Source organism: Methylobacterium fujisawaense, from assembly GCF_039619325.1.
Classification (GTDB): Bacteria; Pseudomonadota; Alphaproteobacteria; order Rhizobiales; family Beijerinckiaceae; genus Methylobacterium; species Methylobacterium fujisawaense.
Genome location: NZ_CP155000.1, coordinates 3591913 through 3613109 on the forward strand (window position 1 = coordinate 3591913; position 21197 = coordinate 3613109).

16 protein-coding genes are annotated in these 21197 nt (G+C 71.9%); 9 read left to right on the top strand and 7 right to left on the bottom strand.

All coding sequences use genetic code 11. The annotated features are described in order from the left end of the window. Positions 1-86: 86 nt before the first annotated feature. Positions 87-3380 (bottom strand): DEAD/DEAH box helicase, encoded by a 3294-nt coding sequence (locus ABC766_RS17070; RefSeq protein WP_170867494.1) that lies wholly within the window; start codon positions 3378-3380, stop codon positions 87-89. A 330-nt stretch (positions 3381-3710) separates the two neighbouring features. Here ABC766_RS17070 and ABC766_RS17075 point away from each other — a divergent pair, with 330 nt between their 5' ends. Then, positions 3711-6563 carry a PAS domain-containing protein gene (locus ABC766_RS17075; protein WP_345819108.1) on the top strand — a complete coding sequence of 951 codons (2853 nt, stop codon included), beginning with the start codon at positions 3711-3713 and terminating at the stop codon, positions 6561-6563. A 101-nt stretch (positions 6564-6664) separates the two neighbouring features. Beyond that, positions 6665-6970 carry a hypothetical protein gene (locus ABC766_RS17080; RefSeq protein WP_043387073.1) on the top strand — a complete coding sequence of 102 codons (306 nt, stop codon included), beginning with the start codon at positions 6665-6667 and terminating at the stop codon, positions 6968-6970. 141 nt (positions 6971-7111) lie between these two features. Here ABC766_RS17080 and ABC766_RS17085 read toward each other — a convergent pair whose 3' ends face one another. Beyond that, positions 7112-8167, bottom strand: a complete 1056-nt coding sequence (locus ABC766_RS17085; RefSeq protein WP_345822784.1) for a DUF2891 domain-containing protein — start codon at positions 8165-8167, stop codon at positions 7112-7114. A gap of 166 nt (positions 8168-8333) precedes the next feature. On the opposite strand from ABC766_RS17085, the gene ABC766_RS17090 reads away from it, so the two are divergent. Continuing rightward, positions 8334-9101: a CDP-diacylglycerol diphosphatase gene (locus tag ABC766_RS17090; protein WP_075382026.1), complete on the top strand. Its 768-nt coding sequence runs from the start codon at positions 8334-8336 to the stop codon at positions 9099-9101. Positions 9102-9128: 27 nt separating this feature from the next. Here the strand turns inward: ABC766_RS17090 and ABC766_RS17095 are convergent, their stop codons facing one another. Further along, the gene (locus ABC766_RS17095) at positions 9129-10031 is read right to left on the bottom strand and encodes a LysR family transcriptional regulator (RefSeq protein WP_043351634.1); all 903 of its coding nucleotides are present in this window, start codon (positions 10029-10031) and stop codon (positions 9129-9131) included. Between the two features lie 170 nt (positions 10032-10201). On the opposite strand from ABC766_RS17095, the gene ABC766_RS17100 reads away from it, so the two are divergent. From ABC766_RS17100 to ABC766_RS17125, 6 genes are all read left to right on the top strand, one after another. Further along, positions 10202-11734, top strand: a complete 1533-nt coding sequence (locus ABC766_RS17100; RefSeq protein WP_342142863.1) for an ABC transporter substrate-binding protein — start codon at positions 10202-10204, stop codon at positions 11732-11734. Between the two features lie 192 nt (positions 11735-11926). Beyond that, positions 11927-12844, top strand: coding sequence for an ABC transporter permease (locus ABC766_RS17105; protein WP_274926540.1), 918 nt, complete (start codon positions 11927-11929; stop codon positions 12842-12844). Between the two features lie 14 nt (positions 12845-12858). Further along, positions 12859-13794 (top strand): ABC transporter permease, encoded by a 936-nt coding sequence (locus ABC766_RS17110; RefSeq protein WP_043351629.1) that lies wholly within the window; start codon positions 12859-12861, stop codon positions 13792-13794. Between the two features lie 60 nt (positions 13795-13854). Beyond that, on the top strand, positions 13855-15276 hold the full coding sequence (locus tag ABC766_RS17115; protein WP_342142859.1) for a M20 family metallopeptidase: 1422 nt from the start codon (positions 13855-13857) through the stop codon (positions 15274-15276). A gap of 3 nt (positions 15277-15279) precedes the next feature. Then, positions 15280-16884, top strand: coding sequence for an ABC transporter ATP-binding protein (locus ABC766_RS17120; RefSeq protein WP_043759649.1), 1605 nt, complete (start codon positions 15280-15282; stop codon positions 16882-16884). A gap of 189 nt (positions 16885-17073) precedes the next feature. Then, on the top strand, positions 17074-17424 hold the full coding sequence (locus ABC766_RS17125) for a hypothetical protein (protein ID WP_043351624.1): 351 nt from the start codon (positions 17074-17076) through the stop codon (positions 17422-17424). Here the strand turns inward: ABC766_RS17125 and ABC766_RS17130 are convergent. From ABC766_RS17130 to ABC766_RS17145, 4 genes are all read right to left on the bottom strand, one after another. Next, a complete protein-coding gene (locus tag ABC766_RS17130) occupies positions 17397-17846 on the bottom strand; it encodes a MucR family transcriptional regulator (protein ID WP_043384757.1) in 450 nt (149 codons plus the stop codon). The genes ABC766_RS17125 and ABC766_RS17130 overlap by 28 nt on opposite strands. A gap of 251 nt (positions 17847-18097) precedes the next feature. After that, positions 18098-19186, bottom strand: a complete 1089-nt coding sequence (locus ABC766_RS17135; protein WP_043384759.1) for a YeiH family protein — start codon at positions 19184-19186, stop codon at positions 18098-18100. 172 nt (positions 19187-19358) lie between these two features. After that, entirely contained in the window at positions 19359-20282 is a 924-nt protein-coding gene (locus ABC766_RS17140; protein WP_051976149.1) for an ABC transporter permease, read from the bottom strand. Beyond that, entirely contained in the window at positions 20275-21045 is a 771-nt protein-coding gene (locus ABC766_RS17145; RefSeq protein WP_279900294.1) for an ABC transporter ATP-binding protein, read from the bottom strand. Before ABC766_RS17145 ends, ABC766_RS17140 begins: the two co-directional genes overlap by 8 nt. Positions 21046-21197: the final 152 nt, after the last annotated feature.

The window sequence follows — 21197 nt, forward strand, 5'->3', positions numbered from 1 at the left end:
GGACACTCCCGTTCGCGTTGTCTGCGCGACAGGCTGTGACGGTTTGAAGCGCCCGGCGCAAGATCGACCGCAGATCGGCGGCGCACTCAGCCGGCGCGCTCCCGGGCGGCGCGGATGCGCTCCAGGAGGTCGGCCGCCAACGCCGCGCACCCGGCGGAATCCGGGCAGGGCCGCTTCCACACCACCCGTCCCTCGCGCAGGATGACGTCCGCCTCGGCGGCCATCGCGGGCAGCGGCCGGTCCGGCCGCAGATCGGCCGCGACGCCCTGCGGGCCGCCCCGGAGCCGGGCGACGCCCAGCGCGCAGCAGGATGCGCGCAGCCGCGCGAGGTCGAACAGGGCGAGCACCGGCGCGGGGGCCGCGCCGAACCGGTCCTCGACCTCGCCGGCCAACGCTTCGATCGCCTCGGGATCCTGCAAGCGCAGGAGGCGCGTGTAGAGGCTGAGGCGGATCTCGGGCTCGGGGACGTAATCTTCGGGAATGCGGCTCGGCAGACCGAGTTCGATCTCGGGGCTCCAATCCTCGGCGCGCTCGCCCTTGGCGGCGGTGAGCGCCAGCTGCAGCAGGTGCTGGTAGAGGCCGAGCCCGACGAGCTTGGCGTGACCCGCCTGATCCTCGCCGACGAGGTCGCCGGCGCCGCGCAGATCGAGGTCCCGGGCGCTGACCGCGAAGCCGGCGCCGAGGCGGTCCAGGGCCTCCAGGGCCCGCAGGCGCTGGAGCGCCGCCGCCGGGGGCGGCGCTGCCGGGTCGCTCAGCAGATGGACGGTTCCGCGCCGCTGGCCGCGGCCGACGCGGCCCCGGAGCTGGTGGAGCTGCGCCAGCCCGAACCGGGCGGCCTCCCAGACCAGCATGGTGTTGGCCCGGGGCACGTCGAGACCGCTCTCCACGATGGCGGTGGCGAGCAGGACGTCGCCGTCGCCATCCGCGAAGCGGACCATGACCTCGTCCATGGCGGAGGGCTTGAGATCCCCGTGCGCCACCAGGATGTCGAGGCCCGGCACGAGGGCGCGCAGCCGCTCGGCCATGGGGCCGATATCCTCGATCCGCGGGCAGACCACGAAGCTCTGGCCGCCCCGGCGGTGCTCGCGGATGAGCGCCTCGCGGACCGCCTCGGCGTCGAAGGGCGCCACCACGGTCCGGACCGGCTGGCGCAACGCCGGCGGCGTGGCCAGCACGCTGAGGCTCTGGAGGCCGACGAGCGCCGCCTGGAGCGTGCGCGGGATCGGGGTCGCGGTGAGCGTCAGGACGTGGCCGCCATCCGCGAGGCGGCGCAGGTCGGCCTTCATCTTCGCGCCGAAGCGCTGCTCCTCGTCGATCACGGTCAGGCCGAGATCCGCGAAGGACACCCCGCTGCCGGCGAGCGCGTGGGTGCCGACCACGAGCCGGATCGTGCCGTCGGCGAGCCCCGCCTTGACGCGCTTGGCCTCGGCCGGCGCCACGAGGCGCGAGAGCTGCGCCACCTCCACGCCGAACCGCCCGAAGCGGCGGCGCAGGGTCTCGGCATGCTGGCGGGCCAGCACGGTGGTCGGGGCGATCAGCGCCGCCTGCCGGCCGGAGAAGATCGCGGCCGCGAGCGCCCGGAGCGCCACCTCGGTCTTGCCGAAGCCGACATCGCCGCAGACCAGCCGGTCCATCGGCCGGCCGGAGGCGAGGTCGGCCATCAGCGCATCGACCGCAGCCGCCTGATCGGGCGTCGGCGCGAAGCCGAAGCCCGCGGCGAACCGCTCCATGTCCCGGGCCGGGGGCGACAGGACCGGCGCCTCCGTCTCCCGGCGGGCGCGGGCGGCCTCCAGCATCAGGCGGGCGGTCCGCGCCATGGTGGCCTCGGCCTCCAGGCGGCGCCGGGGCCACGTGCCGCCGTCGAGCTTGTCGAGGGTGACGGCGTCGGGCTCCGGACCGTAGCGCCAGATCCGGTCGGCCTGGGTCACCGGCACCATCAGGATCGCGTCGCCGGAAAAGCGCAGGCGCAGGGCCTCGGAGGGCTCCTCGCCCCGGGTCGTCACCGCCTCCAGCCCCTCGAACACGCACAGGCCGTGATCCCGGTCGACGGCCACGTCGCCGGGGCGCAGGTCGACCTCGCCCATGGGCAGGATCGCCCGGGCGCCCCCCGTGACGGCGGCCTCCGGGCCGAACAGGTCGGCGGCGGCGATCACGGTCGCGCCCTGCTCGGGCACCCGGAAGCCGGCCGCCAGCGGCGCCTCCAGGGCGAGGACGTCGCCGGGTGCCGCCTCGGCGACGTCGGCCCAGGCGTCGATCAGCCGGATCGGGCGCTCGGCGATCTTGCCCGCCTGGCGCACGAGGCGCCGGAGCGGCCGGACCGAACCGGCGAGCACGACGACGTCGCCGGCCTTCAGCCGCTCGCGCAGGACCTTGGCGAAGGCCGTTCCCGGCCGGCGCTCGCCGGCGAAGGTCGGCATGGCCCGGGGCTCCCCGGCCGCCTCGGTGACGGCAAGCCGGCCGTGCGCCGCCACGATGGCGCGCCACGCCTCCGGCGTCAGATAGAGGGCGGCGCCGGGCTGCCCCTGCGCGTCGCGGGCGGTCAGCCGGCCCCGCGCCTCGTCCATCTGCTCGAAGAAGGCGTCGACCCGGGCCTGCGTGCCGTCCTCGACCGCGAGGCGCGCGCCGGGCACGTAGTCCAAGAGGGTGACGAGGCGGGGGTAATAGCGGTCCAGGCGATGCTCCTGGCCGGTGAAGGGCTCGAAGCTCTGGCCGGATCCGGGCTCCAGGATGATCTCGGTGGCGGGATCGATCACGAGTTCGTCCGCCTCGGCCACCGAGCGCTGCGAGATCGGGTCGTAGGAGCGGATCGCCGTGACGCGCCCCTCCGCGTGCTCGATCCGGCAGGGCCGCGGCGCGGCGGCGGGGAACACCTCGACGGTGCGGCCGCGGACGGCGATCTCGCCGGGCTCGTCGACCCGTTCGTCGAGGATGTAGCCGAGGCGCTTCAGGTCGGCGGTCGCGGCGGCGACGTCGAGGGGGTCGCCGACCCGCAGGGTCACCCGGGCCGAGGCCCAGGTCTCCGGCGGCGGCACGCGCTGCACGAGGGCGGGGGCGGTGGTCAGCACGAAATCCGGCAGCGCCTCCCGGTCGGTCAGCCAGCGCAGCACCGCGGCCCGGGCGCCCATCATGGCCCGCGACGGCGAGGCGTGGTCGAAGGGCAGGCAGTCCCATTCGGGATAGATCGCGACCTGCGCGTCGGGATCCAGCGCCCGGAGGGTCGCGGCGAGGTCCTCGAGGCGGCGGGCATCCCGGGCGACATGCACCACCGGACCCGGGCCCTCGGCATAGGCCAGGAGCGCCACCGCCAGGGCGCCGGTGGGCATCAGCGGCGCGTCCTCCAAGCCCTGATGGGCGCCCGCCTTCGTCCTGCGCTTGGCCATGCCTGATCCGAACCCGTCCCTCTTGAGCCGGCAACGCCGCACCGCCCCCGCGGGCTCCCGGCCGCGGCGATCCGATCCACAGCCGTGACCGCGCGGCCTCCGGTGCGGTCCGCGCCGGCACAGATCACGAAGACACCGCAGCGGGCGCCCGGACGGGATCGCCGGCCCGGACAAGACTTGGCCGGCGCCTGTGAAACCATGTTGTCGCCGACGATCCGATGCGAATGTCGACTAATGGACTGTCGCGGAATGCTTGGGCTGGTCGCGCCGCCGGGCCCGTGAGGCAGAGTTTCATTAGGGAGGCGCGGGCGCTTACGCTATGACAGTCCCGTGTCGCAGACCGAGACAATATCCCGCCCGTCGGGTTTCGAGCCCGAGCATCCCCAGCGGCTCGCCGCCTTGCGCGCCTACGCCATCCTCGACACGCCGCCGGAGCGCGCGTTCGACGAGATCGCCGAGATGGCCGCCCAGGCCTGCGGCACGCCGATGGCCCACATCAATTTCGTCGATGCCGACCGGCAGTGGATCAAGGCCGCGTTCGGCCACCCCGCGCGGGCGATGCCGCTCGATTTCGGCTTCTGCACCGAGGCCATGCGCGAGGACGGCGTCCTCGTGCTGCCCGATCTGGCCGCGCTGCCGGACCGCGCCGCCAATCCGCTCGTGGCCGGCGAGCCGCACCTGCGCTTCTACGCCGGCGTGCCCCTGGTAACGCCGGACGGCTGGGCCATCGGTACGCTCTGCGTCCTCGACCGCGTCCCGCGCACCCTGACCGACCAGCAGATCTTCATCCTCAAGGCGCTCGCCCGGACGGTGATGACGCAGCTGGATACCCGGAATGCCGAGGCCGCCCTGCGCCGGAACGAGGAGCGCTACCGCTCGCTGTTCACCTTCATCGATGCCGGCTTCTGCCTGGTCGAGCTGACGTTCGAAGACGGCCGGGCGGTCGATTACCGCTTCCTGGAGGCCAATCCCGCCTTCGAGCGGCAGACCGGCCTGACGGACGTGGTGGGGCGGTGGATGCGGGACATCGCCCCCGATCACGAGCAATGCTGGTTCGACCTCTACGGCCGCGTCGCCCTGACCGGCGAGCCGGTCCGCGTCGAGCAGGCCGCCAAGGCCCTCGGCCGCTGGTACGACGTGCACGCCTACCGGGTCGACGGGCCGGGCCGGAACCGCGTCGCGATCCTGTTCAACGACATCACCGAGCGCCGCCGGAGCGAGATCGCACTCCGCGCCCGGGAGGCGGAACTCCGGCTAGTCGCGGACGCGATGCCGGTCCTGATCGCCTTCATCGACCGCAGCCTCACCTATCGGTTCGCCAACGCCGCCTACGAGTCCTGGACCGGCTGCAGGTCCTCCGAGGTCGTCGGGCAGACCGTGCGGATGCTCATCGGCCCCGAGGCCTTCGCGATGCGGCAGGCCGCCTTCGAGCGGGTGCTGGCCGGGCAGGAGATCCGCCGGGAATGGACCTGGACGCTCCCGAACGGCGAGACCCGCGTCGCCGACACCCGCTACCTGCCGCGCCGGGGAGCGGACGGAGGGGTCGACGGGTTCTACGTCTTCGCCCACGACGTCTCGGAGCGGAAGCGGATCGAGGCGCTGCTCCAGTCCCGGGCGGAGCGCCTCGAAGCGCAGGTCGCCGCCCAGACCCGCGACCGCGACCGGGTCTGGACGCTGTCGCCGGTGCTGAAGCTCGTCGCGGACCGGGACGGGCGGGTCCAGTCGGCGAACCCGTCCTGGAGCCGGGCGCTCGGCTGGTCGGAGGCCGAGACCCTGGGCCGGGCCGCCCTCGACTTCGTGGCCGCCCCGGAGCGGGCGGCCGCGCAGGCGGCGCTGCGGCCGCTCTGCGACGAGAGCCGGGTCGAGGATGTCGAACTCTCCTGTCTGACCCGCGCCGGCGACCGGCGCCGGGTGCTCTGGACCGTCGTGCCGGAGGACGGGCTGTTCTACGGCTTCGGGCGCGACATCACCGAGCAGCGGCAGGCCGAGGAGGCCCTGCGGCAATCGCAGAAGCTGGAGGCCATCGGCCAGCTCACCGGCGGGGTGGCCCACGACTTCAACAACCTCCTGACCATCATCCGGTCCTCCATGGAATTCCTGCGCCGGCCCGACCTCGCCGAGGAGCGCCGCCGCCGCTACGTCGACGCGGTCTCCGACACCGTGGACCGCGCGGCCAAGCTCACCGGCCAGCTCCTCGCCTTCGCCCGGCGCCAGGCGCTGAAGCCCCAGGTCTTCGACATCGGCGCGCGCCTGCGCAGCATCGCCGACATGCTCGACTCGGTCACCGGCGCGCGCATCCGCGTCATCATCGAGCTGCCGGAGACGCCCCGCTTCGTGCGCGCCGACGAGAGCCAGTTCGAGACCGCGCTGATCAACATGGCGGTCAACGCCCGCGACGCCATGCGTGGGGAAGGCAGCCTGACCCTGCGCCTGGAGGGCGAGTGCCCGATGCCGCCGATCCGCGGGCATGCCGGCGCGCCGGGGCCGTTCGTGGCCGTGCGGGTTTCCGATACCGGCGACGGCATCCCGGACGCCGATCTGGGGCGGATCTTCGAGCCGTTCTTCACCACCAAGGAGATCGGCAAGGGCACCGGGCTCGGCCTCAGCCAAGTCATCGGCTTCGCCAAGCAGTCGGGCGGCGACATCGACGTGGCGAGCGCGCTCGGGCGCGGCACGACCTTCTCGCTCTACCTGCCCCAGGTCGAGGCGCCCGCAGAGGTCGCCGAGGCCGACCGCGACCGCCGCCGGGCGGCGGAACCGCGGCGGGGCCTGTGCATCCTCGTCGTGGAGGACAATCTCGGGGTCGGCCGGTTCTGCACCCAGATCCTGGAGGATCTGGGCCATGCCCCGGTCTGGACGAAATCCGCCGAGGAGGCGCTGGGCGAACTCGGGCGGACGCCCGACCGCTTCGACGTGGTCTTCTCCGACGTGGTCATGCCGGGGATGGGCGGCTTCGCCCTCGCCCGGCAGCTCCAGGCCGACCGTCCCGACCTGCCGGTGGTGCTGACCTCGGGCTACAGCCACATCCTGGCCACGGACGACGCCCACGGCTTCACCCTCGTGCGCAAGCCCTACTCCGCCGAGCAGCTCGCCCAGGTCCTCTACGAGACGGCGAAGCGCGGCGGGCAGCCGGCCGCCCCGGCGCCGCAGCCGGGCGGCGCTGACGGGGCGCGCGATCCTTAACCGCCTTCGCCCGAATTCGTCCGCGTTCTAACCTAAGCATTTTGGGCCACACCGGACTGGATGTATTGTATTCGCCTCGACAATCGGGGCGCGATACCGCCATGCCGCTGACCGGACGCTTCTGGTTCCGCCGGACCTGGACCGGCAAGCTGATCCTGCTCGTCGAGGAGGAGCGCGGGCGCTGGTTCCGTCGCCACCTCGGCCGCAAGCTGCGCTGGCGCGATGCGCGGCTCCTCGACCTCGCCGAAGCGCCCCTTCGGAACCTGATGACGCTGGAGCGGACCTACCGCGCCGAGTTTGGACCCGGAGACCTGCGCCGGCCGGTCGGAATCGCTCCGGTGACGGGCGCATTGCCGTTGCGACGCGGCGTTCCGGATCCAGGAACAAGACCACCTGTGTCGAGTTGATGCCGGGCCAGACGGTGCCGACCGCGTTGTCCGGCCGCCCCGCTCGGGCGTTTCCTCCCTAGACTTTCGGACCGTTCTCTTGAGGGCGGTCCTTTTTTATTGTCGGTCCCCTTCCCCAACCCGGCCCGGGGCGAAGAGTTCTCAAGTTTCTCTTAGAATATCATCCGGACCGCCGCCCGGGTCGCCGTCCGGCCCCGCCTCCAGGGCCAGAACCGCGAAGGTCGCGAGCCAGTGCTCGCCCATGTAGTCGCCGGTGACGTGCGGGAGCCCCGCCGCGAGGTGATCCTCCGCGGCCGCGCCCAGGAGCGGCCGGCGGGGATCGTCCGCACCGAGGGCCGCGGCCAGCGCGCGGAAGCACCATGCGCGGCTGAGGTTCAGCCCGTCGAGATGCGCGATCTTGCCGTCCGAGCGGTCGGTCACGCTGGCCGGGCGGAACAGGGTCGCGGGCCGGGACGCCGGGAGATCGGGCAGGAACCGGTCGAACCAGGGCGCGAAACGCGCGGGGGGCAGCAGCCGGCGCATGCATTCGGCCTCGATCAGCGCGGAGGACAGGAAGTCGTCGCCGCCGGGCTCGCCCCAGGCCGGGCAGTCCGTGTCCGCCCCGTACCAGCGCTCGGCGGTGTCGCGCAGCAGGGCGGTCAGCCCGGCATCCCCCGCGCCCTCCGCGTAATCGGCCGCCAGGCGCAGCGCGAAGGCGGTGTTGAAATGGGTCCCGACCCGTACCGGATAGACGGCGACCGGCAGGAAGTCCCGGAACCGCTGCGCGATCATCCCGGCCAGCGGCGCCAGGGCCTCGGACCAGCGGCGCTCGGGGAGAGCGGAGAGTTCGTCGGCGAGCTTCAGGAGCCAGCCCCAGCCGTAGGGCCGCTCGAAGCCCCGGGCGGTCGGGGCGGCGAAGTAGGCGCATTCCCCCGCCACCGTCTCGGGGGTCAGCTGCGCGTCGAGCCGGGCGCGGATCGCCGGGGCCTGGGGGCCATCCGGGTACAGGCGCAGCACGCGCGCCAGCAGCCAGGTGCCGTGGACGCAGGAATGCCAGTCGTAGCTGCCGTGGAAGGCCGGGTGCAGGGCCGCGGGGGTGCGGGCATCCGCCGGACCGGCCAGGACGTGCCCGGGCTTGTTCGGATATTCGCGGGCGACGTGGCCCAGGGCGACCGCGGCGAAGCGCGCGGCGATGTCGGGGGTGAGCGCGGTCGTCATCGCGGGCATGGCGTCATCGCGGGCCTCCGGGGCGGCGGAGCGGCCGGCATAGCGGGTTTTCCGGTGCGGCGTCAGCGTCTCCGGATCCTTTGCCGGCAGGGCCCCGGATCGGCTATTGCGGGACGGCCAAGCCGACGCGCCGCGCCGGCTCGATCGGGGAGCCCTCATGCGCCGCGCGCCGTTCGCCGCCCTCCTCGTGGCGCTCTCCGCGATGGCCGCGGTCCCGGCCGCGGCCGCCCCCGATCCGAGCCGCGACGTCCTGTGGGCGGCACTGAAGACCTGCGTGCTCGCCAAGCGGCTCGCCAACCGGACCTTCCCGTGCCTCTCGGTCGACCTGGGCGACGCGGATCGTCCGGGCTCGGCAGTGCTGCGCGCCCCCGGCGAGCCGACCCACAGCGTCGTCATGCCCACCGACACCGTGGCAGGCCTGGAGGCACCGGTCCTGCGCGGGCCGCGGGGCGCCGCCTACTGGCGGGCGGCCCTGGCGGCGCGGCCGCTCGTGTCGGACGTGCTGAAAGGGAAGCTGTCCCCCGCGGAGGTCGGGCTCGCGGTCAACTCGGCCCGGGGCCGCAGCCAGGACCAGCTGCACATCCATCTCGACTGCCTGAAGCCGAGCGTGCTCAAGGCGGTCCGGGCGCACGGCCGGCAGGTGCGCCACACCTGGAGCCGCTTCCCGGTGCCACTGGCCGGCGACCGCTACTACGCCCTGCGCGTGCCGGAGGCGGAGGCCGCGCAGTTCAACCCGTTCGCGGCCCTGCACACCCTGCCGGGCGCCCGGCCGGACCTGCACCGGACGAGCTTCGCGGCGCTCGCCACGCCCCCGGGCGATCCCGAGCCGGGCTACATCCTGCTGGCCTACCGGGCGCCGAGTGCCAGCGCCGAGGACGTCATGGACCACAGCTGTCGGCTCGCGGCTGACCGGAGCGGCGCCTGAGCGGTCGCCGGCCGAGCGCGCCGAGGGTCACGGCGATCGCGGCGGCGGCAGCGCGTCGAGCAGCTGGCGCAGGAATGCCCGCACCGCCTTCGGCAGCCGCCGGTCGCGCATCGCCTGGATCTTCACGCCCCGGGCGAGGCTCGTCCGGGACTGGATCGGCAGGCTGACAAGCTCGTTGAGCCGCAGGGGCGTCTGCACCGACAGCGCCGACATCAGGGCGATGCCGCGGGAGCGCCGCACGAAGGGCAGCAGCGCCGAGAGATTGTTGGAGGTCAGCACCGGCTCCACCGCGATGCCCTCGTGCGCGCAGGCGGCGTCGAAGACCTGCCGCAGGGTCGTGTCCCGGGTCGGCAGGGCGACGGGATAGTCCAGCAGGTCGGCGAGGCGCAGGGCGGGCGCCCGCGCGAGGGGATGGTCGGGCGCGGCCAGCGCCAGCATGTCGACCTGCCCGTCGTAGAGCACCTCGACCTGCGCGGTGGGTGTCAGCGCGAAGGTGATCCCGAGATCGGCATCCCCCACTGCCACCGTCTGGGTGACCTGGGCCGGGGGCTGGACCGTGACCTCGAAGCGGATGCCGGGATGGGCCGCGTGGAAGGCCGCGATCGCGTTCGGCACGATGTCGAGGGAGAAGCCCTCGGAGCAGGCGACCCGGATCAGCCCGCGGGCGAGCCCTTCCAGCTCCCGGATCTCGGTGACCACCTGCTCGGAGCGGATCAGCACCTGATGGGCGTGCTGCGCCAGCAGCTCCCCGGCCGGGCTCGGCACCATGCCGCGCGGGCGCCGCTCGAACAGCACGCAGTCGAGCTCGGCCTCCAGGTTGGCGATCTGCCGGCTGATCGCCGAGGCCGCCACGTTGAGCTGGGCCGAGGCCGCAGCAATCGAGCCGGTGCGGGCCACGGCCAGGAAGTAGCGCAGGCCCGTCGTCTGCATTATCGTGCTCGATACGCTGTATGCTGCCATGCACATTGCCAATACGGCAACGCAGCACTCGCCAAATTCTACTTGTTGCGATCCCAGATGCACAACACCATGGCAGGGTGAAAAACGCGGCAGCCGCGGATCGATCCGCCGGACCTGTCCGCCGCGCCGTCGGAGACCGCATGCCGCTACGGATTCTCACCCGGGCCGCGACCCTCGCCGCCTCGTTCGCGACCCTGATCGCCGCGCATCCGGCACTGGCCGGGAAGGCCGACGACACCCTGGTCTACGCCTCGGACAGCGAGCCGGAGAACGTCAGCCCGTATCACAACAGCGCCCGCGAGGGCGTGATCCTGGCCCGGAACTGCTGGGACACCCTGCTGTACCGCGACCAGAAGGACGGCACCTACAAGCCGATGCTGGCGACCGCCTGGACCTGGGCGGACGACACGACCCTGGATCTCACGATCCGCGAGGGCGTGGTCTTCCACAACGGCGACCCGCTCGGGCCGGAGGACGTGGCCTTCACGTTCAACTACGTGCTGACGCCCGAGGCGCGCACGGTCACCCGCCAGAACGTCGACTGGATGAAGTCGGTGGAGGTCACGGGCCCGCATACGGTCCGCATCCACCTCAAGGCGCCGTTCCCGGCGGCGCTGGAATACCTCGCCGGCCCGACCCCGATCTTCCCGGCCAATTACTTCAAGAAGGTCGGGCTCGACGGCTTCGCCAAGGCGCCGATCGGCAGCGGTCCGTACCGGATCACCAAGGTCGACAGCGGCCGCGGCGTCTCCATGGAGCGGTTCGACAGGTACTGGGCCGGCAGTCCGCTGGGTAAGCCGAAGATCGGCAAGCTGCAGTTCCGCGTCATCCCGGACGGCGAGAGCCGGATGGCCGAGCTGATGACCGGCGGCGTCGACTGGATCTGGCGGGTGCCGAGCGACCAGGCCGAGCAGCTGCGCGCCGCGCCGAACATCACGGTGCTCAACTCCGAGACGATGCGGGTCGGCTTCCTGCAATTCGACACGCTGGGCCGCGCCAAGGAGAACTCGCCGCTCAAGGACGTGCGCGTCCGGCAGGCGATCTCCTACGCCATCGACCGCAAGGCGATGGTCGACAACCTCGTGCGCGGCGCCTCGCGGGTGATGAACGCGCTGTGCTTCGTCGACCAGTTCGGCTGCACCGACCAGGGCGTGCCGCGCTACGCCTACGACCCCGCCAAGGCCAAGGCGCTGCTCAAGGACGCCGGCTACCCGAACGGGTTCGAGATCGACCTCGGCGCCTATCGCGAGCGCGACTACGCCGAGGCGGTGATCGGCTATCTCGGCGCCGTCGGCATCAAGGCACGGCTGAACTACCTGCGCTACGCCGCCTTCCGCGACGCGCTGCGGGCCGGCAAGACCTCGATCGGCTACCAGACCTGGGGGTCGTTCTCGGTCAACGACGTCTCGGCCTTCGACGGGGTGTATTTCCGCGGCGGCGAGGAGGATCTGACCAAGGATCCGCAGGTGATCGCCGATCTCCAGAAGGGCGACGGCTCCACCGATCCGGAGACCCGCAAGGCCGCCTACGCCAAGGCGCTGCAGCGGATCGCCGGAGAGGCCTATGCCCTGCCGATGTTCTCCTACTCGACCAACTACGCCTTCACGTCGGACCTGAACTTCACCGCCCAGCCCGACGAGGTGCCGCGCTTCTACGCGGCGTCGTGGAAGTGAGGATGGTGGTCGTGGCGCGACCGGCTCCCTCTCCCGTGCGGGAGAGGGTTGGGGTGAGGGATCAGGTCTTCCCGGAGAGGTCGCACCCCTCACCCTGTCCCTCTCCCGCACGGGAGAGGGGACCCGCGATCCGCCCCGGTTCCGACGGCGGGAGCCGATCCGGTCCGTATCGCCGAAAGGGAGCCTGAGCCCATGCTGGCCTTCACGTTCCGGCGCGTGCTGGTCGCCCTGGCGGTGGCCTTCACGGTCTCGGTGGCGAGCTTCCTGCTCCTCCACCTCTCGGGCGACCTCGCGACCGCCATCGCCGGCCCGGAGGCCACCGGGCCGCAGATCGCCCAGATCCGCCAGGATTACGGCCTTGACCAGCCGTTGCTCACCCAGTTCCTCACCTGGGGCTGGCGGGCTTTGCACCTCGACTTCGGCAACTCCTTCTATTTCCGCGAGAGCGTGATCGACCTGCTGGCCGCCCGCCTGCCGATCACCCTCTATCTCGGCATCATCGCACTCGGCGTGGCCCTGTTCGTGGCGATCCCGCTGGGCGTCGTCGCCGCCGTGAAGCGGGACACCTGGATCGACCGGACGGCGCTCGCCGTCTCGGTGCTCGGCCAGGCGATGCCGAGCTTCTGGTTCGGCCTGACGCTGATCCTGATCTTCTCCGTCAACCTCCGCTGGCTGCCGGTCTCGGGCAACGCCACGTGGAAGAACTTCGTCCTGCCCGCGGTGGCGCTCGGCTACTACGCGATGCCCGCCGTGATGCGCCTCACCCGCAACGGCATGCTGGAGGTGCTGGCCTCCGACTACGTCCGCACCGCCCGCGCCAAGGGGTTGCCGCCCAGAAAAATCCTGGTGCGGCACGCGCTGCGCAACGCCGTGATCCCGGTGATCGCCCTGTCGGCGGTGCAGTTCGGCTTCATGCTCGGCGGCTCGATCGTGATCGAGGCGGTGTTCTCGCTCCAGGGCCTCGGCCAGCTCGCCTGGGAATCCATCGCCCGCAACGACTTCCCGGTCGTCCAGGCGATCGTGCTGGTTCTGGCCATGATCTACATCGGCCTGACGCTGGCCGCCGACCTCCTGAACGCCTTCCTCGATCCGCGCCTGCGCCAGGCCTGAGGACGGAGATCGCCATGAGCCTCCCCCCCGACACGGCGGCGCTCGCCGCCCCCGCTTTGCCCCCGGACGCGCCGGTCGCGCTGGCGGCGGTGCCCTCCCCCACCCGCCTGATCCTGCGGCGGGGCCTGCGCCACACCGGCTTCCTGATCGGGGCCGGAATCCTCGGGCTGATCGTGCTGGCGGCGCTCGCCGCCCCGCTCATCGCGCCGCACGACCCCTACGCGCAGGACGTGTCCCGCCGCCTGATCCCGCCGGTCTGGCAGGCCAAGGGCACCTGGGACCACGTGCTCGGCACCGACAAGCTCGGCCGCGACTACCTGAGCCGCCTGCTCTACGGCGGCCAGATCTCCCTCCTGATCGGGATCTCGGCGGCGCTGATCTCGGGGCTGATCGGCACGGTGCTCGGCCTGTGCGCCGGCTATTTCGGCGGCTGGGTCGATTCGGTGGTCAGCTACGTGGTGACCACGCGGCTCGCCATGCCGGTGGTGCTGGTGGCGCTCGCCATGGCGGCCCTGGTCGGCGGCTCCCTGAAGGTGGTGGTGCTGGTGCTGGGCTTCCTGCTCTGGGACCGCTTCGCCGTCGTGACGCGGGCCGCGACCCAGCAGATCCGCAACCAGGATTTCGTCTCGGCCGCCCGCGCCGCGGGGCTGACCGATCTGCGGATCCTCCGCCAGGAGATCCTGCCCAACATCATGAACGCCCTGATCGTCGTGGCGACCCTGGAGATGGCCCACGCGATCCTGCTGGAGGCCGCCCTGTCGTTCCTCGGCCTCGGCGTCCAGCCGCCCCTGCCCTCCTGGGGCCTGATGATCGCCGAGGGCAAGCAGTACATGTTCTTCCAGCCCTGGGTGATCACCATCCCGGGCGTGGCGCTCCTCCTCCTCGTGCTGGCGATCAACCTCCTGGGGGACGGCCTGCGCGACATCACCGCCCCCGAGGCGCGCAACTGACGGCTTCGCCGGGCCAGGGCCCGTCGACAGGTTACCAAAATGTTTCACGGGAAACACACCATGACGCGAGACGCCGCCATCGCGCGCGCCACGGAGGCTTTCGATTCGGGCGCGTTCCTCGCCCTCCTGCGGGAGGCGGTGGCGATGCCCACCGAGAGCCAGGCCCCCGGCCAGGAGGCGGCGCTCCGCGCCTATCTCGACGCCTTCATCGTGCCGCTCGTCGCCCGGCTCGGCTTCGAGACGCCGAAGATCTTTCCGAACCCGGACGGGGTGCACGGACCGTTCCTGATCGCCGAGCGGCGCGAGGGCGCGGAGCTGCCGACCGTGCTGATCTACGGCCACGGCGACACGGTGCGGGGCTATCCCGAGCAGTGGCGCGCGGGCCTCGGCCCCTGGGAGATCGTGGTCGAGGGTGACCGCTGGTACGGGCGCGGCACCGCCGACAACAAGGGCCAGCACGTCCTCAACCTCGCCGCCCTGGAGCAGGTGATCGCGGCCCGCGAGGGCCATCTCGGCTTCAACGTGAAGCTCCTGATCGAGATGGGCGAGGAATCGGGCTCCCCGGGCCTGCGGCCGTTCTGCCGGGAACAGGCCGATTCCCTCCGCTCGGACGTGCTGATCGCCTCGGACGGACCCCGCCTCAACGGCGAGCGCCCGACCCTCTTCCTGGGCTCCCGCGGCGCCTACAATTTCGAGCTGAGCCTCAACCTGCGCGAGGGCCCGCACCATTCCGGCAACTGGGGCGGCCTGCTGCGCAATCCCGGCACGGTGCTGGCCTCGGCGATCGCCTCGATGGTCGACGCGCGGGGCAGCATCCGGGTGGACGCCCTGCGGCCGCCGCCGATTCCCGAGGGCGTGCGCGCGGCGCTCGCCGACATCCGCGTCGGCGAGGACCCGACCGCGCCCACGATCGATGCCGACTGGGGCGAACCGGGCCTGAGTCCGGCCGAGCGGGTCTTCGCCTGGAACACTCTGGAGGTGCTGGCCTTCAAGACCGGCGATCCGGACGGCCCGCTCAACGCCGTCCCGCCCCACGCCAAGGCGACCCTGCAGCTGCGCTTCGTGGTCGGCACCGATTGGCAGAACCTGATCCCGAACGTCCGCGCCCATCTCGACGCGCACGGCTTCCCGATGATCGAGGTCCGGCCGGCCCGCGCCGCGGAGGTGTTCCAGGCGACGCGGCTCCCGGTCGAGGATCCCTGGGTCGAGTGGGCGCTCCAGTCGATCGAGGCGAGCTCGGGCAAAAAACCGGCGCTGCTGCCCAATCTCGGCGGCTCTCTGCCGAACGACGCCTTCTCGGAGATTTTGGGCCTGCCGACCCTCTGGGTGCCGCATTCCTACCCGGCCTGCCGCCAGCACGGGCCCGACGAGCACATGCTCGCCTCCGGCACCCGCGAGGGCCTGGCGATCATGGCCGGCCTGTTCTGGGATCTCGGTGAGGCCGGACCCGACATCCTCCGCCGCCGCAAAGCGAGGGCCTGAACCATGAGCGCGCCGGTCGTCCGCATCCGCGATCTGACGATCGCGCTCCCCAAGGGCGCCGACCGCCCGCACGCGGTCGAGGGCCTGAACCTCGACCTCGAGGCCGGGAAGATCCTGTGCGTGGTCGGGGAATCGGGCTCGGGCAAGTCGATGAGCGCCTACGCGCTGACCGGCCTCCTGCCCCGGGCGCTGAAGCCGACGGCCGGCACGATCCTGTTCGAGGGCCGGGATCTCCTGACCCTCGATGAGCCCGCGTGGCGGTCGCTGCGGGGCCGGCGCATCGCCATGGTGTTCCAGGAGCCGATGACGGCGCTGAACCCGGTGATGCGGGTCGGCGACCAGATCGCCGAGATGTTCGAGGCGCACAACCTGCTCAGCCGGAGCGAGCGCTGGGCCCGGGCGGTGGCGCTCGCCACCGAGGTCGGCCTGCCGAACCCGGAAGAGGCGGTGCGGGCCTATCCGCACCAGCTCTCCGGCGGCCAGCGGCAGCGGGCGATGATCGCCATGGCGCTGGCGCTGGAGCCCTCGGTGCTGGTGGCCGACGAGCCGACCACGGCCCTCGACGTCACCACCCAGGCCCAGATCCTCCGGCTGATCCGCGACCTGCAGCGGAAGCGCGGGATGAGCGTCCTGTTCATCACCCATGATTTCGGCGTGGTCGCGGAGATCGCCGACCACGTGGCGGTGCTCCAGCGCGGCCGGCTCGTGGAATCCGGCACGGCCGAGGCGGTGCTGCGCAATCCGCAGGCGCCCTACACCAAGGCGCTGCTCGCCGCCGTCCCGAGCCTCACGCCGCCGCCGCGCGCGCCCCTCGCGGCGGCCCCGGTCGCCCTCTCGGTGACCGGGCTGTCCAAGACCTATTCCGGGCGCTCCGGCCTGTTCGGCAAGCCGCGGGTCGTGGCCGCCGTGAAGGAGGTCTCGTTCGACGTTCGCCGCGGCGAGACCCTGGGGATCGTGGGCGAATCCGGGTCGGGCAAGTCGACCACGGCGCGGCTCGCGATCCGGCTGATCGAGCCCGACGGCGGCACGGTCCGGCTGGGGGACCTCGACTACACGGCCCTCGGCAAGACGGCCCTGCGCGACAAGCGCAGCCGCATCCAGATGATCTTCCAAGACCCGTTCGCGTCGCTGAACCCGCGGCGCACCGTGGAGCAGATCATCACGGCGGGGCCGATCGCCCACGGGGTCCCGGCCGCCGAGGCCCGGGAGCGGGCCCGAAACCTCCTCGACCTCGTCGGCCTCGATCCGAAGGCCGCCGCCCGCTACCCGAACGCCTTCTCGGGCGGGCAGCGCCAGCGCATCGGCATCGCCCGGGCGCTCGCCATGGAGCCGGACGTGCTGGTGGCCGACGAGGCGGTCTCGGCGCTCGACGTCTCCGTCCAGCGGCAGGTGCTGGACCTGCTGGAGGATCTGAAGCAGCGCCTGTCCCTGGCGATGCTGTTCATCACCCACGACCTGCGGGTGGCCGCCACGATCTGCGACCGGATCGCCGTGATGCACCGCGGCGCCATCGTGGAGATGCGGGGCACCGCGGAGCTGTTCGCCGCGCCGGAGCACGCCTACACCCGCAGCCTCCTCGCGGCGGTGCCGGGCGCGCACGCCTCCTGAGCCCGCCGGGGCCGGAACCGGGCCAATCTGGGACGCAGAGACAAGTTTTTTGGACGGGACCGCCCTGTCCGGCCCCTGCAAGTTCAGTAGGATAGCGCCGTTGTCGCGGGTGGAGCACCCCGACGGATCCACGGCTGCACCCGCTATCCGTCCTCGCTCCCGCCCCGACTGCGGACGGGGTGATTCAGCGTGTCGATCTCAGACAGGACCGACGACAGGCAAGCGATCCGCCGGCGCAGCGCGCCGGATGGACCGCCGGCGCTGCGCCGCGGGCGCGAGCACCGGATCGTGCGCTGGATCAGCGCCGGCAACCGCAAGGCACCGCCCCCCGCGGAGGAGACCACGTCCGCGGCTCCGGATTGCCATGTGATCAAGCTGAGCTGGGCCGACACGTTCGGGCGTCCGGACCGCGCCGCGCTCGGCAGGTCCGTCCCGGGCCCCGCGCAGGTGCTTCCGTTCCAGAGCCGCAAGGCCGAGAGCGCGCCGCCACCGGGCTCCCGCCGCGCCGCCGATCAGCCGCCGGTGCCGGTCCTGCGCTGATCGCTGCGCCCGCCGGGCACGCCGAGGCCGATCGCCTTGGCGAGCGCGGAGCGCTGCGCGGCGTAGCCGGGCGCGGTCATCGGGTAATCCTCCGGCAGGCCGTAGCGCTCGCGATACCGCTCCGGCGTGAGGCCGTGGGCGGTGAGATGGCGCTTCAGGGTCTTGTAGGTCCGGCCGTCGATGAAGCTGACGATGCCGTCCTCTTGGACCGACTTCCGGATCTGTGCCGGCGTCGGCCGCTCCACGGCCGGTTCCGCCGGGGCAGCCGGTTGCCCGTCGAGGGCCGCCAGCGCTCCATGCACGCTCGCCATCAGCTCCGGCAGCGCCGTCGGCGGAACGGAATTGTTCGAGACGTAGGCGGCGACGATCTCGCCGACCAACGTGACCAACCGGAGGCGGCTCTCGGGATTCTGTTCAGGCACTGCGCGAGTCCATCCGAAGCTTTCGACGACGATGGACGTGGTTCCAAAGCAAAAATCGCGGATGTGTCAAGACGGTCTTGAAAGACAGTCGATCACCGAAAGGGCTTTTCGATCCGAACGGGCGCGATCGCCCGCGAAAAGGATCCGTCACCTGCACAAAGATGCCGATCCCGCCCCGGTTACAGCCGCCGGACGCGCACAGGCCGGGAAATACCGCGCCACATCCGGCCGGAGCGCAGGACGGCGCGGCGTCAGCCGATCCCGAGGACGCGGATCAGCGTGAGGCTGAGGACGATCAGGACGGCGAGGGAGGCGATGACCGCGAGGGTGACCCGGCCGCCGACCCGGGCGAGAACCCGCACGTCGACCCCGAGCCCCAGGGCGGCCATGGACAGGACCGTGAGCACGCCGGCGAGCTGGGTCAGCGGCTTCACCGCGGCATCCGGGACGAGGCCCAGGGAGCGCAGGGTGGCCAGGGCCAGGAAGCCGACAATGAACCAGGGCACGAGCTTGGTGAGGCCGGGACGGGCCGGCGCGCCCGGCGCCCCCGCCGCCTGCGGCAGCCGGGGCGCGATCAGCGAGAACGCCACCACGACCGGGCCGAGCATCAGCACGCGGACGAGCTTCACCAGGGTTCCGACCTGGGTCGACAGCAGGCTCACCGGCACGGTCGCGGCCAGCACCTGCGGCACCGCGTAGACGGTGAGCCCCGCCAGCACGCCGTACTGGTTGTCGGTCATGCCGGCGAGCGGCACGAACAGCGGCAGGCCGAGCACCATCAGCACCCCGAGCACCGCCGTGAAGGCGATGGCGGCGGCGATGTCCTTCGGCTCCGCTCCGATCACCGGCGCCACCGCGGCGATGGCCGAGTTGCCGCAGATGGCGTTGCCGCAGGCGACGAGGATCGCCATCCGGGCCGGCAGGCCCAGCACCCGGCAGATCGCCACGCTGGCGGCGATGCCGAGGACCACGGTCCCGACGATGCCGGCCAGCAGCGCCGGGCCGGAGGCGAGGATCGCCCCGAGGCTCAGGGAGGCGCCGAGCAGCACGACGGCGACTTCGAGGAGCTGCTTGGCCGAGAAGGCGATGCCGGTTCGGAACCGGGCCGGGGGCGTCCAGGCGGTGCGCACCGCGATGCCGACCAGGATCGCCAGGACCAGGGCCTCGATATAGGGATGGCCGGCGACCCGCTCCTCCAGCGCCTGCGCGGCCATCGCCACCGCGGTGATCGCCGCGCACAGGCCGATGCCGGGCAGGACCGAGGCGGCCGTATCCGACCGGCCGCCCCGCTCGGGAAGCGCCGGCGTCGGGGCTGCCTGGGAAGAGGATTCGAGGCTCACAGGATCGGACTCCGCGGTCGTCGACGGAGCTTATAGGAAGAAAACGTTCGTCGCACCCACGCAAAAGAGAAGTTACTTCTCTATTCAGGCATCGTTCGAGAAGACGCATCTAAGGACACGGTGGACCCGACCGCGCGCCGGGACGCTCCCGGTCGTCGGGCGCCGCGGCGCCTCAGGCCTGCATGCCCCAGCGCTGGACGGTGCGCCGCTCGATCGTCTGGAAGATCAGGTTCTCGACCACGAGGCCGATCAGGATGACGGTGAGCAGACCGGCGAACACGTTCGGGATGTCGAGCATGTTCTTGTTCTCGAAGATGAACCAGCCGAGCCCGCCCGCCCCGGACGACACGCCGAAGACCAGCTCGGCGGCGATCAGGGTGCGCCACGCGAAGGCCCAGCCGACCTTCAGCCCGGTGAGGATCGCGGGAAAGGCCGCCGGGATCAGGATCTTGCCGATCAGCCGCGGTCCCGACAGCCCGTAATTGCGCCCGACCATCTTCAGCGTCCGGCTCACCGACAGGAAGCCGGAATGGGTGTTCAGCGCGATCGCCCAGGTCACCGAGTGGACCAGCACGAAGATCAGGCTGCCGTTGCCCAGGCCGAACCAGATCAGCGCCAGGGGCAGCAGTGCGATGGCCGGCAGCGGGTTGAACATCGACGTCAGGGTCTCGAGCAGATCGGTCCCGATCCGCGACGCGATGGCGAGGCCCGTGAGCACGGTCGCCAGGGCGATGCCGGCGGCGTAACCCATGAGCAGCACCTTGAGCGACGACCAGGCGCGGGCCGGCAGCGTGCCGTCCGCGATACCCCGAAAGAAGGCCTCCACGGTGGCCGAGAAGGTCGGGAACAGCAGGTCGTTGTCGAGGTAGCGCCCGTAGGCCTCCCAGATCCCGGCCAGGAGGACGAGGATCACGATCTTGCGCAGCCAGGCTTGGTTGTAGAGCCGCTCGGCGAGCGACAGGGGCTTCTCCACCACCGTGGCGCCATGGGCGTGGCCGGTCTCGCGCACGATCTCGGGGCGGCCGGATTCCACGGGCGTCAGGCGCGGCGCGACGCCGGTCAGCGGGGCGCCGGTCAGGGCTTGCGCGCTAGACATTCTCGGCCTCCTCGATCTCTTCCGAGAACAGCATGTGCTGGATCCGGCTCTCCAGCTGCAGCGCCGCCTCCGGGGATTCGGCGCTGTTGAGTTCGGCCTTCACCTCGCCGGGATGGGGCGAGAGCAGCAGGATGCGGGAGCCGACCTTGATCGCCTCCGGGATCGAGTGGGTGACGAACAGCACGGTGAAGCGCGTGCCCTCCCACAGCATCAGCAGCTCGTCCTGCATGCGCCGCCGGGTGAGCGCGTCGAGCGCCGCGAAGGGCTCGTCCATCAGCAGGATGTCGGGCTCCATGGCCATGCCGCGGGCGATGGCGACGCGCTGCTTCATCCCGCCCGACAGGGTGTGGGGATAGCTGTCGGCGAACTTCGTGAGGTTGACCTTGTCGATGTAGAGGTTGGCCCGGTCCAGGGCGTCCCGGCCCTTGAGCCGGCCCGAGGCTTCCAGCGCGAAGACCACGTTCTGCCGCACGGTCTTCCAGGGCAGGAGCTGGTCGAATTCCTGGAACACCATCATCCGGTCGGGGCCGGGCTCGGTGACCGGGCGGCCCTTCAGGCGGATCTCGCCCTCGGTGGGGGCCATGTAGCCGCCCACCGCCTTGAGCAGGGTCGACTTCCCGCAGCCGGAGGGCCCGAGCAGGACGAACCGGTCCCCGGGCCAGACCCGGAAGCTCACCCGGTAGGTGGCGGTGACGAGGTGCTCGGGCGTCTTGTAGCGGAGTGTGACGCCGTCGACCTCCAGCAGAGGCTGACCCGTGTCCATCCATCCTCCCTGGCGCCGCAGCTTCGACCGCGTGTCGCAGAGGGCCGGCGATGGCCCGCCCCTCACGGGAAAGTGTATCGGGCCGCCGAAGAGGCTGTAAAGGTCGATATTCTGTATGCGATCGGACCGAGGACCTGCAGGTCCGGCCCCGG